The 15,727-nt window shown below is 68.3% G+C and carries 14 protein-coding genes; 8 read left to right on the forward strand and 6 right to left on the reverse strand.

Annotated features, from left to right (window positions below):
* The first annotated feature begins 218 nt into the window (after nucleotides 1-218).
* From ACW172_RS05855 to ACW172_RS05880, 6 genes are all read left to right on the forward strand, one after another.
* Nucleotides 219-1,385 (forward strand): OmpA family protein, encoded by a 1,167-nt coding sequence (locus ACW172_RS05855; protein ID WP_492034943.1) that lies wholly within the window; start codon nucleotides 219-221, stop codon nucleotides 1,383-1,385.
* 323 nt (nucleotides 1,386-1,708) lie between these two features.
* Entirely contained in the window at nucleotides 1,709-2,974 is a 1,266-nt protein-coding gene (locus ACW172_RS05860) for a capsule polysaccharide biogenesis protein (RefSeq protein WP_492034249.1), read from the forward strand.
* Between the two features lie 123 nt (nucleotides 2,975-3,097).
* A complete protein-coding gene (msrA, locus tag ACW172_RS05865; RefSeq protein ID WP_492034250.1) occupies nucleotides 3,098-3,799 on the forward strand; it encodes a peptide-methionine (S)-S-oxide reductase MsrA in 702 nt (233 codons plus the stop codon).
* 201 nt (nucleotides 3,800-4,000) lie between these two features.
* The gene (locus tag ACW172_RS05870) at nucleotides 4,001-6,523 is read left to right on the forward strand and encodes a TonB-dependent receptor (RefSeq protein WP_492034251.1); all 2,523 of its coding nucleotides are present in this window, start codon (nucleotides 4,001-4,003) and stop codon (nucleotides 6,521-6,523) included.
* Nucleotides 6,524-6,628: 105 nt separating this feature from the next.
* Complete coding sequence (locus ACW172_RS05875; protein WP_492034252.1) at nucleotides 6,629-8,302, forward strand: amidohydrolase; 1,674 nt, start codon at nucleotides 6,629-6,631, stop codon at nucleotides 8,300-8,302.
* A 30-nt stretch (nucleotides 8,303-8,332) separates the two neighbouring features.
* Entirely contained in the window at nucleotides 8,333-9,196 is an 864-nt protein-coding gene (locus tag ACW172_RS05880; RefSeq protein ID WP_492034253.1) for a hypothetical protein, read from the forward strand.
* Between the two features lie 19 nt (nucleotides 9,197-9,215).
* Here ACW172_RS05880 and ACW172_RS05885 read toward each other — a convergent pair whose 3' ends face one another.
* A complete protein-coding gene (locus tag ACW172_RS05885) occupies nucleotides 9,216-9,785 on the reverse strand; it encodes a YqgE/AlgH family protein (protein ID WP_492034254.1) in 570 nt (189 codons plus the stop codon).
* A gap of 130 nt (nucleotides 9,786-9,915) precedes the next feature.
* Between ACW172_RS05885 and ACW172_RS05890 the strand changes: the two genes are divergently transcribed.
* Nucleotides 9,916-10,398: a peroxiredoxin gene (locus ACW172_RS05890; protein ID WP_492034255.1), complete on the forward strand. Its 483-nt coding sequence runs from the start codon at nucleotides 9,916-9,918 to the stop codon at nucleotides 10,396-10,398.
* Nucleotides 10,399-10,444: 46 nt separating this feature from the next.
* Entirely contained in the window at nucleotides 10,445-10,864 is a 420-nt protein-coding gene (locus ACW172_RS05895; protein WP_492034256.1) for a very short patch repair endonuclease, read from the forward strand.
* Here the strand turns inward: ACW172_RS05895 and ACW172_RS05900 are convergent.
* From ACW172_RS05900 to ACW172_RS05920, 5 genes are all read right to left on the reverse strand, one after another.
* Nucleotides 10,861-12,936: an ATP-binding protein gene (locus tag ACW172_RS05900; protein WP_492034257.1), complete on the reverse strand. Its 2,076-nt coding sequence runs from the start codon at nucleotides 12,934-12,936 to the stop codon at nucleotides 10,861-10,863. The two genes, ACW172_RS05895 and ACW172_RS05900, sit on opposite strands and share 4 nt — an antisense overlap.
* A gap of 76 nt (nucleotides 12,937-13,012) precedes the next feature.
* Nucleotides 13,013-14,056, reverse strand: coding sequence for a quinone-dependent dihydroorotate dehydrogenase (locus ACW172_RS05905; protein ID WP_492034258.1), 1,044 nt, complete (start codon nucleotides 14,054-14,056; stop codon nucleotides 13,013-13,015).
* On the reverse strand, nucleotides 14,053-14,397 hold the full coding sequence (locus ACW172_RS05910; RefSeq protein ID WP_492034259.1) for a DUF952 domain-containing protein: 345 nt from the start codon (nucleotides 14,395-14,397) through the stop codon (nucleotides 14,053-14,055). Before ACW172_RS05910 ends, ACW172_RS05905 begins: the two co-directional genes overlap by 4 nt.
* A complete protein-coding gene (locus ACW172_RS05915; RefSeq protein ID WP_492034260.1) occupies nucleotides 14,394-14,906 on the reverse strand; it encodes a SixA phosphatase family protein in 513 nt (170 codons plus the stop codon). The genes ACW172_RS05910 and ACW172_RS05915 overlap by 4 nt, the downstream gene beginning before the upstream one ends.
* Before the next feature lie 9 nt (nucleotides 14,907-14,915).
* Nucleotides 14,916-15,704, reverse strand: coding sequence for a class I SAM-dependent methyltransferase (locus tag ACW172_RS05920; protein WP_492034261.1), 789 nt, complete (start codon nucleotides 15,702-15,704; stop codon nucleotides 14,916-14,918).
* Nucleotides 15,705-15,727 lie beyond the last annotated feature (23 nt).

Consider the following 15,727-nt stretch of genomic DNA (forward strand, 5'->3'; position numbering starts at 1 on the left):
GCTTCGCCGCCCGCCGGAAGCCACCGGCCTTTCCTTGCCCGGAACCCTCGGAACCAGAGCAGGATTTTGCCGTGTAGCTTCAGCGTCACGGTCCAGCCGCCACTGGGAAATACCGCCGATATCGGCTCGACCTGCAATGGCAACGCTGTTAGAAGGCCTCAGGCGGTGAGACCGCCGCATGAAACAATATTGGCTGCGGAGGGCTCACACCCATGCGTATTAAAACTGTTTTTCTGGCGTCCAGCGCCGCTGCGGCGATCGCGCTGTCGGCCGGCGCCGCTTCGGCTGAGCCCGACGGCTGGTACGGCGCCGTCGACGCCGGCTACCACCACATGGAAGACGGCATCAACGCCGAATCCCAGACGACCGGCAACAACTGGAACTTCGAAGTCAACGACGGCTGGGCCGCGTTCGCCCGTCTGGGCTACCGCTTCAACCCCAACTGGCGCGTTGAAGTCGAGGGCGGCTACCGCTCGGGCGACGTCGGCAAGGTCCGCGCCATTTCCGGCGCCAACGGCGTTTGCAACCTGGTGCCCGCCACCGGCCCCTGCACCTCGCCGGACGGCGACATCGAATCCACCACCCTGATGGCCAATGTCATCTATGACTTCGGCTATTCGGCCTGGGGCGTTCGTCCCTTCGTCGGCATCGGCGCCGGCGTGAACCACGTCAACACCGACGTCATCGGTCGCCTGCGCAACAACCGTGCCGTCGGCTTCGCCGCTGACGACTCCTCGACCAAGTTCGCCGCGCAAGCCATCGCCGGTCTGGCCTGGGCCATCTCGGACCGCGCCAACATCGACCTGACCTACCGCTACCTGACCGGCGACGCCGAGTTCGCCTCGACCACCTCGGTCGCGGCCTACAACCAGGGCACCTTCGCGGGCGACTACGACAACAGCCACACCGTGACCCTGGGTCTGCGGTACGCCTTCGGCGCCGAGCCGGAAGCCCCCCCGCCGCCCCCGCCGCCGTACGTCGCTCCGCCGGCCCCGCCGGCTCCCCCGCCGCCGCCGCCGGCCCCGCGTCCGGCCCCGGCTCCGGTTCCGGTCGCCCGTCAGTTCGTGGTCTACTTCGACTGGGATCGCTCGGACCTGACCGCTCAGGCCCGCGACGTGATCACCGCCGCCGCCAACTACGCCAAGTCGGGCCGTCCGACCCGTATCCTGGTCGTCGGTCACGCCGACACCTCGGGTTCGGCCGCCTACAACGTCGGCCTGTCGAACCGCCGCGCCCGCACCACGGCTGACGCCCTGGTCGCTCAAGGCGTCGCCGGCGGCGTGATCTCGCTGGACGGCAAGGGCGAAACCCAGCTGGCCCGCGCCACCGCCGACGGTGTCCGCGAGCCGCTGAACCGCCGCGCCACCATCGACATCAACTTCTAAGTCCCGAGGGGCCTGCTCCCGCAGGCCCCGACGGTCTTCGAATGTCGAAGACTTCAGAACCCCCGGTCCCGCGCAAGCGGGGCCGGGGGTTTTGCATTTGAATCGCCTTTTCCGCCGCCCTCCGCCATCGCCTCGCGGGCCGGAACCGAATGGGAAATCGAAGCATTCTGGTGCGGGGCAGGCGTGTGAAGCGTCACCATTTCGGCGCAAGCTTGACGGAATCGCCATCTTTCCCACGACCCATGCGAGAGCCGCCTTGTCAGCGGATGAGATGGGGCTCTACTAAGAGCGACCCCAGCGCAGAACTCAGAAAGTCCACGGGTTTGCTTGCCAGCCTCGATCCCGACTATCCCGAAGCCCCCGCCCCCGTTCAGGTGGGCGCACGGACCGCTGGGCTGACGGGTCGGCGCTTCCTGATCGTCACGGCTCCGTTCGGTCCGTTCGGCCGTGTCCTCGCCGAGGCTCTGCGCTCGCGCGGCGCAGACGTCTCCCGGATGCTCTTCAACGCCGGAGACGTCCTCTATTGGCGTGGGCCGGGCGCGATCCACTTCAAGGACCGGGCGACCCAGTGGCCGGACCGGCTCAAGGCGCTTTTGCCGTCCTACACGGACGTCATCGTCTTCGGCGAAGGCGGCCCCTACAATCAGGCCGTCCTGCGCGACGCCGCCACGCTTGGGGTGCGCGTCTGGGTTCTTGAGAACGGCTATTTCCGGCCCGACTGGATCACCGTCGAACGCAACGGCGTCAATTCCTCCAGCGCCCTGCCCCGTCATCGCCTGGCCTATGAGCCGCCGATTCCCGAGACGCCGGTAACCCGGCCGGTCGGCCGGATCCTGCCGTATCACGTGCTCAACATCAGCGCCTACCACCTGATACAGCTGCCCGGACGCTGGCTCTTCCCGCGTTACGTCGCACCCTACACCCAGGCGCCGTGGCTGCAGTGCGCCGGACATATCCGCCGGTATTTCGGACTGGCCTTCCAGTCCCGGGCCCGCAGCGACGCCGACGTCATCGCCCGGCGCGGCCCCTTCTTCATCGCCTGCCTGCAGCGCGAGGGCGACGCCCAGCTGCTGCGCTATTCCCGGTTCGCCGACAACACCGCCTTCCTCGCCGAGGTGATGAACAGCTTCGCCGAACACGCTCCGCCCGAGGCCCGGCTGGTGGTCAAGAACCATCCGCTCGATCCCGGGTTGATCGACCTGGCGAAGATCACCCGCGTGCTCGCCGAGGAGCGGGGGCTGGCGGACCGCGTCGACTTCATCGACGGCGGCAACCTCGCCCAGCTGTGCCGCGCCTCCATGGGCATGGTGGTCAACAACTCCAGCGCCGCCCTGTCTGCCCTGGGCTTCCAGACTCCGGTCAAGGTCCTCGGCCAGGCCTTCTTCGATTTCGAGGGCCTCACGGATCAACAGCCGCTTGACGCCTTCTGGTCGGCGCCCTCGACGCCCGACAAGGACCTCTTCACCCGCTTCCGGGCCCATGTGATCGCCCGGTCCCAGGTGAACGGCAACTATCACGAGCCGCGCTCCATGCTTCCGACGGCCCTGGCTCTGGCGACGGTCTTCGAGACCCGGGCCGGATCGATCTGAGCCAGATCGATCCGAGCCCGCCGCCCCGCCGGCCCGTGATGTATCCGGCCAGGCCTTTCGGACGTATCTGATTTCGGCGCCCGCCCGAGGCGGCGCCGGTCCGTCAACGCCGGGAGCACAGCCATGCCCGTCTCGTCTTCATCCGTCACGTCTTTCCGTTTCCGCCTGATCGCCGCCGCGGCCCTCGTCGTCGCCGCCGCCTGCTCCCAGGGCGAAACGCCCGCCTCCGCCCAAACGTCGGGCCAGACATCAGACCAGACACCGGGCCGCACGGGCGGTCAGACGCCGTCTCCGGCGCCTCGAGACAGCGGCCGGCGCGAGGTCGCCGTTTTCGCGGGCGGCTGCTTCTGGTCGGTGGAGTCCAATATGGAACACATCCCCGGGGTGGTCAGCGCCGTGTCGGGGTATGCGGGCGGAACCACGCCCCGCCCCACCTATGAGGCCGTCGAGGCCGGTAACGGCTATGTCGAGGCGGTCCAGGTCACCTTCGACCCCGCCCGCATCAGCTATCGGCAGCTGGTCGACCGGTTCTGGCGCACCATCGACCCGACCGACGCGCGCGGCCAGTTCTGCGACACCGGCCCGGCCTACGGCACGGCGGTCTTCGCCACCCAGGCCCAGAAGCCCATTGCCGAGGCCTCGCGTCAGGCCGCCGTAGCGGTCATCGGCGCCCGTCGTTTCGTCACTCCGGTGCGGGACGCGGGGCGGTTCTGGCCGGCCGAGGCTTATCACCAGGATTTTGCACGGCTGAATCCGGTCCGCTATGCAGGTTATTCGCGATTCTGTGGCCGCGCCGCGCGGCTGAGAGCGATCTGGGGCGCTTAAGTTCCTGACATTGTTCAAGGAACAGTGACAGGTTAATGACTGTGGCCGAGGGGCAACCCTGTGGCGCTGTCATATCACTGTCACATCACTGTCGTCCGACGTTACAAGAGCCGAACTAGATGGGGCAAGATTTCGTCAGGTCAGCCATCTGACGGCCATGGGCCCGCTTGCCCGCATTCATCTGGGGATACAGATACAATGATGAACCGCAAACGCGTGTTCTGGGCGACCTCCGCCCTCTTTACCGGCATGCTGATCGCCGGCGCCGCCTCCGCCCAATCGACCGGTACGGAAGCGACCGAAGTCGAACAGGTCATCGTCACCGGAACGCGCGGCCCGCGCACCATCGACGGCGCCATCGTCGCCGAGGACGCCGGCAAGTCGCGTAACACCATCACGCAAGAGTTCATCGGCAAGCAGGCCGCGGGTCAAACCATCCTGCAGACCCTGAACCTGACCCCCGGCCTGAACTTCACCAACAACGACCCCTACGGTTCGTCGGGCGGCAACATCCGTCTGCACGGCTTCGACGGCAACCGCGTCTCGCTGACCTTCGACGGCATTCCGCTGAACGACACCGGCAACTACGCCACCTATTCGAACCAGCAGCTGGACCCGGAACTGATCGAGCGCGCCTCGGTCAACACCGGCACCACCGACGTCGACAGCCCGACCGCCTCGGCGACCGGCGGCACCATCAACTACACCGTCCGCCGTCCGGCTTCGGACTTCGGCGGCTGGGTCCAGGGTTCGCTGGGTGACTTCGGCTACCGCCGCATCATGGGCCTGGTCGACACCGGCGAGTTCGGCCCCTGGGGCACCTCGGCCTGGTTCGCCGTCTCCAAGCAGGAATACGACAAGTTCAAGGGCCTGGGCGAACTGCGCAAGACCCAGTACAACTTCCGCGTCTATCAACCGTTGGGCGACAACGGCGACTTCATGTCGCTGTCGGCGCACTACAACGTCAACCGCAACAACAACTACCTCGGCCCGAACCTGCGCACGGCCACCGGCTTCTGCGACGTCGCCAAGACCCAGGTCTGCGTCGATCAGGTCAATGACCCGACCAACGCCTTCGGCTGGAACGTCGACCTGACGCCGACCTACACCGCCCCGACCTTCCGCAACGGCACCGCCGACGTGGACTCGAACGGCACCGCCTACTACGGCCTGCGCGTCAACCCGTCGAACACGGGCAACATCCGCGGCCAGTCGAAGATCACCCTGGGCCACGGCCTGACCTTCACCTTCGACCCTTCGTTCCAGTACACCCTGGCCGACGGCGGCACCCAGAACACGACCATCTCGGAACGTGACGCCCTGATCCGCGGCACCAGCGGCGCCGCCACCGCTACGGCCGGCGTTGACATCAACAAGGACGGCGACACGCTCGACACCGTCCGCGTGATGAACCCGTCGGTGACCAACACCCACCGCTACGGCGTCAACACCTCGCTGATCTGGGATCTGAACGACGATCACCGCATCCGCGGCGCCTACACCCTGGACTGGGGTCGTCACCGTCAGACCGGCATCTACGGCCTGATCAACTTCTCGGATCCGGCCAACCCCACCTACGTGAACCCGTTCGGCGGCCGCGACAGCGACACGAACATCATCACCAACCTGGACGGCTACCAGCTGCGCGCCCGCGACCGTAAGTCGGTCGCCGAACTGAACCAGTTCGCGGTCGAGTACCGCGGTTACTTCTTCGACCACGCCCTGCGCATCAACCTCGGTGTCCGCGCTCCGTTCTTCAAGCGTGAACTGAACCAGTACTGCTACTCGCAGAACGCCTCGTCGAACGTCCGCTGCACCACCGAGACCCCGAACGCCCCGCTGGCCAACGGCAACGTGACCTTCGGCACCTCGACGACCCAGTACATCCGTCCCTACACCGCCGAGAAGAAGTACGACGACGTTCTGCCGAACGTCTCGGCCCTGTACCGCTTCGGTGAAGGCCACTCGATCTTCGCCTCCTACGCCGAAAACCTCTCGGCTCCGCGTACGGACAGCCTGTACACGGTCCTGCGTCTGGCGGACGGCTCGGTCGGCAACCCGAACGTTCAACCCGAGCATTCGGCCAACTACGACCTCGGCTACCGCTACTCGTCGCCGACCGTCGTGGCCTCGATCGCGGGCTACTATAACAAGTACCAGAACCGCATCGTGAACACCTACGATGACGTCCTGGGCTACTTCGTCGACCGCAACGTCGGCGACGTGGACATCAAGGGTCTGGACGCCTCGATCGGCTGGTCGCCGACCGAAGCCCTGTCGGTCTACGCCTCGGCCTCGTTCACCAACTCGGAACTGCTGAGCGACTACGTCCTGACCTCGACCACCGTCGCGGCCACCAAGGGCAAGGAACTCGTTGAAACCCCGGACCAGATGTACAGCCTGCGTCTGGACTACAAGTTCAACGAAGTCTTCTCGGCCGGCATCCAGGCCAAGTACGTCGGTGAGCGCTGGCTCTCGGACGTCAACGACCTGAAGGATGACTCCTACACCACCGCCGACGTCGACGCCCGCTTCGACTTCTCGTCGCTGGGCTTCGAAGGCACCTACCTGCAGCTGAACATCATCAACATCACTGATGAAGACTACTACGGCTCGCTGGGCACCGTGACCTCGGCCACCCCGGGCCAACCCGGCTACGGCCGTCCGTTCGCCCAGGTCGGCGCTCCGCGCACGATGATGGCCAGCCTGCGCGTCGCCTTCTAAGACGAAACGCAGTCAAGACGATCAGGGGGCGGTCCGGAAACGGACCGCCCCTTTTTCTTTGCCCCGGGACCCGATACCCCTGTGCGCCTCACAGGAGCCGTCGCGATGCCCAGGTCCACCGTCCCCGCTCTCGCCGCCCTGCTGGCGGCCTGCGCCTCGCCCGCCCTTGCCCAGGACATGGTCCTGCGCGGCGGGACCATCCACACAGGCCTGCCCGGCGACGTGACCACCGAGGCGGTTCTGGTCCGTGACGGCCGCATCGCCTTCGTCGGCAAGGCCGCCGATCTCCCCGCCGCCCCCGGCGTCCCGGTCGTGGATCTGAAGGGCGCGACCCTGTTTCCCGGCTTCACCGACGGCCACGCCCATCTGGACGGCATCGGCTGGCGTGAGCTGACGCTGAACCTCGAAGGCTCGACCTCGGTCGTCGACGCCATGGCCCGGCTCAGCGCCTGGGCCACCGCCCATCCGGACGGGCCGATCATCGGCCGCGGCTGGATCGAGACCCGCTGGCCCGAAAGCGCCAACGGACCCCGCTTCCTGACCGCCGCCGATCTGGACGCCGCCGCCCCCGGCCGGGTCGTCCTGCTGGGCCGCGCCGACGGCCATGCGGTGACCGCCTCCTCCGCAGCCCTCGCCGCCGCCCACATCAATGAGACGACGCAGGCTCCGGCAGGCGGGGAGATCGCCAGGGACGCCTCCGGAAAGCCCACCGGCTTCCTGCTGGACGCCGCCATGTCGCTCGTCGAGGACCTGAGGCCCCAGGCCGACCCAGCCGCCCTGCGCGCCGCCTATCAGGCCGGCTTCCGGGTCGAGGCCGCCTATGGCTGGACCGGCGTCCACTTCATGAGCGCGCCGTGGAAGGACATCCCCCTGCTGGAGCAGATGGCCGAGGCCGGTGAGGCGCCGATCCGCGTCTACACCTCCGTCACCCCCGACGGCGCCCAGGCCCTGTTCGCCTCGGGCCCGCGTAGCGTCGCCGACGGCCGGATCATCACCCGGGCGATCAAACTCTATGCCGACGGCGCGCTCGGCTCGCGCGGGGCCGCCCTCTACGACCCCTATTCGGACGCGCCCGAGACGCGCGGCCTGATGCAGACCAACGCCGCCGAGATCGTGCCCATCTACGAGGGCGCCCTGCGCTCGGGGATCCAGGTCGCCACCCACGCCATCGGCGACCGGGGCAACGGCTCGGTGATCGAATGGTACCGTCAGGCCATGGCCGAGGTCCCCCGCAGCGACTGGAAGGGCGGAACCGATATCCGCTGGCGCATCGAACACGCCCAGATCCTGAGGCCGTCCGACTATCAGGCCTTCGTCGACCTGCCGATCATCGCCTCCATGCAGCCCAGCCACGCCATCGGCGACTTCCACTTCGCCCCGGCCCGTCTGGGCGAGGAACGGCTGAACGGCGCCTATGCCTGGAAGAGCCTGGTCGACCTCGGCGTCATCGTGGTCGGCGGCTCGGATTCGCCCGTCGAACGCGGCGATCCCCTGATCGAATTCTACGCCGCCGTCGCCCGCCGCGATCTGGAAGGCTTCCAGGGCCCCGACTGGCATCCGGAGGAGGCGGTGTCGCGTGAGACGGCCCTGAAGATGTTCACCCTCTGGCCGGCCTATGCGTCCTTCCGCGAAAACGAGCTGGGCACCATCGAGGTCGGCAAACGCGCCGACTTCACCGCCTTCGACATCGACCTGATGACCGTCCCGGCGGCTGAGATCCCCCACGGCCATGCGGTCCTGACCGTGGTGGACGGCAAGGTCGTTTACGGGCGAGAGTGACGAACCGGCATTGGCCGGAAGGGGAACTCCATGCTGCGACTTCTGGCCATCGCTTTCACGCTTCTCGGCCAGACGCCCGATGTCTCGGCAAGCCCGACGCCGGTCGAGGATCGCGTCGGCGACGTTTATGAAGTTCGTCTGGACGCCCGCTCCCGATCGGAGAGCGACAATGGATCCTCAGGCAGCTCGACCGACATCGACGCCCTCACCGAACGGGTCGTGGCCATCCACGGCGGCGACGTCGAACTGGTATTCGATCTCCCGGCCAAGGCCACCGAGGCGGACCGGGCCTCGAACTGGCAGTTTCCCGCGCGGGTTCTGAAGCCCGTCACAGGCCCCCTCCAGCTGACGAACGCCGCAGAGATGGAAACCCGGGTCGATCCCTGGTTGAAGGCGGGCGACATGACCCGCGAACAGTGCGGTCAATGGATCTTCACCTGGAACGCCTTCAAGATCGACTGCGACCCCCAATCGATCCTCCCGGCCCTGGCGCGGTACGATATGAGGCCGGGCGATCTGGTCGAAGGCGGCCTGCACGAGGAGCCGGGCGTACTGGCCCCCCAGCCATGGCGGCGCGAGGCGGGGAGCCGTAGCGCCGCCTGGTTCGTCGAGATGCAGATCGACCCCGCCGCGGTTCGACGCGAGCTTGCGGAGCGCGACGTCATCGTCGGTGAAATCACCCGCGCGCCGGTCAGTCTGGAACAGGCGCTGGCGAACCGGAATGCCGACCGGATATCGGGCACGATCACCCTCCGCTACGAGACGGATCACACGGGTCGTGTCGTCCGGCGCGTCCGGACCACGTCCACAGAGATCACCGACGCCGAGGGCGTCACTGAAAAGAAGACCATCACGGAAACGGCCACCCGCCGCCGCATCTCACGCGGTCACTGAGGGCTGATGGTCGACCCTCTTATGCCCGCCCAGCCTGCCCCGACAGGAAGGCCGCATTGACGCCCAGCCGCGCCAGCGCCCGGCTCCATTTGGTCTCGTGGTCGCCGTCGAAGATCAGGTCCATGTCGGCGTCGGCGGTCAGCCAGACGTTCTCACCCAGCTCGTCCTCCAGCTGGCCCTCGCCCCAGCCGGCATAGCCGAGCAGCAGCTTGGACCGGCGCGGTCCGGTGGCGACGTCGGTCATGGCCAGAAGGGCGTCTTTCGTGCCGGTCATGGCCAGGCCGCTGAAGAAGCCGACGCTGGCCTCGGGCGACATCCAGTCATCGGTGTGCAGGACGAAGCCGCGCTCACGGTCCACGGGCCCTCCGTCCATCACGGGACGGCCTGCGGCGCTGTCGGGCGCCGGGATCTCCAGCTTGGCCAGCACCGACTTCAGATCCACGGCGGGAGCGGGCAGATCGAGCCTGAGACCCATGGCGTGGTCGGGCTCATGCACGCAGACCAGGATGACCGCATGTTCGAACCGGTCGTCGCCGATGCCCGGCATCGCGACCAGAAGTCGTCCGACGAGGGATTGGAAAGCGTCCATGTGACGAATGATCGGTGCGACGAGCCTTCTTTGCAAGCCGCGGCGCCCGTTTGCGGCTTGGCGACGCAACCGTGCGGGCCTATCTGCGCTTCTGGAGCCACGGCTTCCAACCAAACCCTTGGAGACACCCATGACCATCCAGATCGGCGACACCATCCCGGCCGCGACCCTCGGCACCCCGACCCCGGACGGCCCCAAGCCGATCACCACGGACGAGATCTTCAAGGGCAAGACCGTGGCCCTGTTCGCCGTTCCCGGCGCCTTCACCCCGACCTGCTCGGCCCGCCACCTGCCCGGCTATATCGACAACGGCGCCGAGCTGAAGTCTAAGGGCGTGGATACCATCGCCTGCCTGTCGGTCAACGACCCGTTCGTCATGGGCGCCTGGGCCAAGGCCACCGACGGCGCCGAGGACATCCTGATGCTGGCCGACGGCTCGGGCGACTTCACCCGCACTTTGGGCCTGACGCTGGACGCGCGTGGCTTCGGCATGGGCGAGCGCTCGCAGCGCTACTCCATGCTGGTCAAGGACGGCGTCGTGACCGAACTCAACATCGAGGCCGGCGGCGAGTTCAAGGTGTCGTCCGCCGAGCACCTGCTGGCGCAGCTCTGATCCGGAGGCCGCCCGTCCGGCCCTCGCCGGACGGGCGGCGCCTGATATGACCGACGTCTATTCGCCCGAGAAACGCAGCGCCGTCATGCGCCGGGTGAAGGGCAAGGACACATCGCCCGAGTTGGCCGTCCGCCGCATTCTGCGCGGGGCCGGCATCGGCTATCGGCTGGGCGGCGCGGGCCTGCCCGGCAAACCCGATGTGGTGATGAAGGGCCGGCGCGTGGCCCTGTTCGTCCACGGCTGTTTCTGGCACGGCCACGACTGCGCGCGCGGCGCGCGTCAGCCCAAGGCCAACGCCGACTACTGGATCGCCAAGATCGGCCGCAACCGCGACCGCGACGCGCGCAATGCCACGGCCCTGACCGCACAGGGCTGGCGGGTGGTCACTGTCTGGGAATGCGCGATGAAGGCGCCGGACTTCGCCCGTGACCTGATCGCGGAGATCAGACCGCCCGACCGTGTCTAGGCCGCGACGGTCTGGGCCTCTTCCGTCGCCGAGAGCACCTGCTGGAGGGCCCCGAGCAGAGCCGGCGGGGTCAGCGGCTTGGAGACGAAATAATCCATACCCGCAGCCATACAGGCGGCAATGTCGTCGGGCGCCGTATCGGCGGTGACGGCGATGACCGGGGTCGTGGCGTTGGGGCTTTGGCCGGCGCGCAGACGGCGAGTGGTCTCACGCCCGTCCAGCTCCGGCATCCGCACATCCATGAAGATGACGTCAAAGGCGGCGGCCTCGCACTGGCGCAGGGCGGCCATGCCGTCGGCGGCGGTGGAGATGTCGCAGCCGAGGGGCGCCAGGATCAGCTCGACCGCGCGGCGATTGATGTCGTGGTCGTCAACCACCAGAACCCGCAGCGGACGGTCGTCCTCCTCGTCCACAACGGTCTCGGCGGCGTCCTCGACCGGGAAGACGGCCTCCACGGTCGGGGCCTCGAGCGCGACCTCATCAGACCCTTCTGCAGGCCCTTCCAGGGCCGGCGCCGGTTCGACGGCGGCTCCGCCGGGCAGGAGAGAGACCAGCAGGGCTTCCACCGCGCTCCCCGGCTGGACGGCCGGTTCAGCCGGGAGTTCCAGGACCGGAGCGGTGACGGGTTCGGGCTTCGCTTCCGGCCGGGGCTGGGCCTCGGCGCGGACGACCTCGGCGGGGCGCAGGACCCGGGCCACGTCGGCGCGGCTGTCGGCATCCAGAACCTTGACCACCGCCTCGGGATTGATGGCTGGCGCCAGGGTCAGTGACAGGGTGAAACAGGCGCCCTGACCCGGCAGGCTGCGCGCGGTCAGGCGGCCGCCCATCAGGCCGACCAGATCGCGGCTGATGGCCAAGCCCAGGCCGGTGCCGCCGTGGCGGGCGCTGATGCCCTCGGCGGTCTGGTCGAACGGGGTGAACAGGCGCAGCAGCTGGGCCGCTGTCATGCCGGGACCGGTGTCCTGGACCTCGATCAGTATGGCGTGGCCCGAGGGCTCCTCGGCCCAGGCCTTCAGGCGCAGGGTGATGGAGCCCGCATCGGTGAACTTCAGGGCGTTGGAGACCAGGTTGTTGAGCACCTGACGCAGGCGCATGGCGTCGCCGCGCACCATGTCGGGCATTTCGCTGGCGCCTTCGACGCGCAGCGACAGTCCCTTGGCCCGGACCGGACCGGCCCACAGGCGCAGGGTCTGGGCCAGCATGGCGCGCAGGTTGAAGTCGGCGACCTCGACCGTCATCCGGCCGGCGTCGAGCTTGGAATGATCCAGCAGATTGTCGAGCAGCCCCTTCATCATCAGGCTGGCGTCGGTGATCAGGGCGGCGTTGGCGCGGGTGGATGCATCGCCGGCGATGCGGTCCATCTCGGCCGCCCCGGTCATGATCGCGCCGATGGGCGTGCGCAGGTCATGGCCGATGGCGGCCAGGAAGGCGGAGCGGCTGGCCATGGCGCGCTCAGCCTCGATTCCGCGCCGTTCGGCGTCGATCCGGGCCCGGCTTTCGGCCTCATAGGCCTCGTTCATGCTGCGCCAGGTCGACACGCAATAGGCGATGAAGACGACCACCGAGATGGCCACCGCCGTCACGAAGGACGGCTCGGCCCCGTTGGCGATCATGAAGAAGGGCATCATCGCCATGTACAGGCAGTGGGGGGCGATGGTGATGACCAGGACCTCGGCCGAACGCGGCGAGTTGACCACGCCGTAGATCGCGCCGGACGCCAGGACGATGGCGGCGCAGACACCGCCCATCGGGCCGCCGAACAGCCACAGGGCGATCGACAGGCTGCCGAAGCTGGCGGCGTTCAGGAACAGCATGACCCCGCCGGCGAAGACGCGCAGCGGGCCCATCTTTTCCGGATGGCCGGCGTTCAGGGGGGCGAAGATGGCCAGGTCCAGCAGTTGGACGGCGAAATAGACGACGATCCAGGCCGCGCTGACTTCCCAGCCGAACAGGGGGCTGAAGATCATGGCGGTGGCCGCGCCCATGCCGAGGCGCTGCAGCAGGGCCTTGCGGCGCTGCTGCACGGCCGGCTGCCAACGCTCGGCGGTGGTCTGGATAGAAACCTCCGACATGCGGGTCCCCGGCCGAGGCGAGTACGCGCCTCCGATCGCGGGACAATGACCCTTCGGCCCTAACGCTCCGTCAACGTCAGGTCGAAATTGCCTCGGAAATGCTGGAAAATCCATCCGCGCGCAGACGCTGGGCCAGATCGCGCTTGATCCGCCCGACCAGACCCGGCCCCTCATAGATCAGGGCCGAATAGAGCTGCACCGCCGAAGCGCCCGCGCGAATGCGGGCATAGGCGTCCTCGCCCGAGGCGATGCCCCCGACGCCGATCAACGGCAGACGTCCGCCCGCGGCGGCGGCGGCGTCGCGAAGCGCGTGCAAGGCCTTGTCTTTCAAGGGGGCTCCGGACAGTCCCCCGGATTCTCCGGCATCGGACGATTTCAGGTTCGGCCGGTCCAGGGTGGTGTTGGAGACGATCAGGGCGTCGATGTCGTGGGCGATGGCGGCTTCCACGATCATGGCGATCTCGGCCGCAGTCAGGTCAGGCGCGATCTTCAGAAAGACCGGCGCCGCCTTTCGGCCTGCGACATTCGGCCGCGCCTCTGCGACCCGGCCCAGCAGGTCATCGAGCGCCTCGCGCCCCTGCAGGGCGCGCAGCCCCGGGGTGTTGGGCGAGGAGATGTTGACGGTGAAATAGTCGGCCAGGCCGGCCAGCCTTTGAAGTCCGACCACATAGTCGGCGGCGCGGTCCTCGGTGTCCTTGTTGGCCCCCAGATTGGCCCCGACCACCGGGCCCGGCCTGCGGTCGCCGAGGCGCCCCGCGAAGGCCTCCAGTCCGGCGTTGTTGAAACCCATCCGGTTGATGATCGCCCGGTCCTCGCTGAGCCGGAACAGGCGCGGCTTCGGGTTTCCGGCCTGGGCCATTGGCGTGACCGAGCCGCATTCGACGAAGCCGAAGCCCAGTTTCGACAGGCCGTTCAGCGCCTCGCCGTTCTTGTCCAACCCCGCCGCCAGACCGACCGGATTGGGCAGGGTCAGGCCCGCGATGGTGGTCATCAGGATCGGGTCGTCGGCGGGCGGCGTCGGCAGGGGAACCGCCTGCAGGGCCTTGATCGCCAGGCCGTGCGCGGTCTCCGGATCGAGCTTGCGCAGCAGGGCCGCAGCCATGTCCGTCACGCCGCTCATGCGAAGACCATGCCGCCGTCGGCGTCGACCGAAAAGGCCGCCTTCGCCGTCACCGCCTCGACCGGCAGGGGCCCGTAGATGTGGGGGAAGAGGGCGCCGCCGCGCGAGGGTTCCCAGACGAGGATCTGGCCCAGGGCCGTCAGGTCCACCGTAAGCAGCAGCAGGTTCTCGCGGCCCGCATAGTGTTTGGACACCGTACCCGCCAGCTGGTCCTCAGCCGAGAGATGGATATAGCCGTCGGCCAGATCGACCGCCGACCCGCCATAGGCGCCCGCCGCCTCGGCCTCGGCCCATTCGGCCGCATCGACGACCTTGAAGGCCTCGTCAGGGTGAGCCGTCATTCGTCCGCGCCGCCGCCGAAAGCCTTGGGGATCAGATAGCCGTCATAGGCGCAGCGTCCGGCCACATCGACCTCGAACACCGCCGCGGCCGCCGTGGGGAAGCCCCCGGCCATCTTGTCCATCACGCTCGGCGAGGCCGCGCTCTCGATCAGATATTCATAGGCCAGCATGTGGACGCCCGGATTGTGGGCCAGGACCAGCAGGCAGCCGGCTTCCTCTTCCGCGCCCTCGACGAAGCGGCGGATGACCTCCTGGGGGGCGTTGTAGAGGGTGGGCTCCAGCCGCACCTCGACGTCGCCGAACGATTCCTGCAGCACCTCCCAGGTCTCGCGCGTCCGGGTCGAGGTCGAGACCAAAGCCAGGTCGGGTCTCAGCCCCTTCTCCGCCAGGACGCGGCCCATGAGGGCGGCGTCGGCGCGGCCACGGTCGGTCAGCGACCGGTCGCGGTCGAGCCCGGAGGCGGCGGCGCGCTCGGTCTTGGCGTGTCGCATCAGGATAAGACGGTGCATGGCCCGGCTTTACGGTGCTTTGGACGGGGCATCCAGACCGCCGCCGGTCCGGGACTCCATTTCACCCGCTGACCTGTGGCTTCGCGACGCCGGTTGGGGGACCAGATCGGGCGTGGCCCGCACACGCACGGCCGAGCCGCCGGGCCGGACACGGGCATAGGCCTGACGCGAGGCCTCCAGCAGGATCACCCCCGCCGTCCCCGGCGCCAGGGTCTTGCCGATCTGCTCGATTCCGTCCGCCATGCCGAGCAGGGGCCGCCACGGTGGGGTGTAAAGGGTCTGGGACCAGGCCGTCGGCTCCAGCCCGACCGAACGCACCAGCCGCTCCAGCTGGCCCCGGGTGAAGGGCCGTCCATGGCCGAACGGCGTCGCCTCGGCGCGCGCCCACAGGCCGCCGCGTGCCGCGGCCGCCAGAATGATCCGCCCGGCAGGCGCGAGCGCCCGCACCGCCTCGGTCAGCATCAGGGCCGGATCATCCGCCTCCTCCAGCGCATGGATCATCAGGATGCGATCGAAGGCGCCCGCCGCAAAGGGCAGGCGCTTGTCGTCGACCAGAAGGGTGCGGTTGCGACCGGCGGCGGGCCAGAGCTCGACCCCCTGCCCGCCCGGCATGGCGGCGACCACCCGCCGCGCGCCGACGAAGGCGTCCAGCCAGGGCGTAGGATAGCCGATCCCCAGAACATCGCAGTTGGTCGCCTCGCCCCAGGCGTCCTCCAGACGCCGCGCCAGAAGCCGGCGCACCAGGGCCCCGGTCGGCTCGCCGTAGAAGGCGCGAAGATCCTCGATGCTGCGACGCATGGGGCGCACTATATGCGTTCGGA

This window comes from Brevundimonas sp. ALps5, from assembly GCF_058681645.1.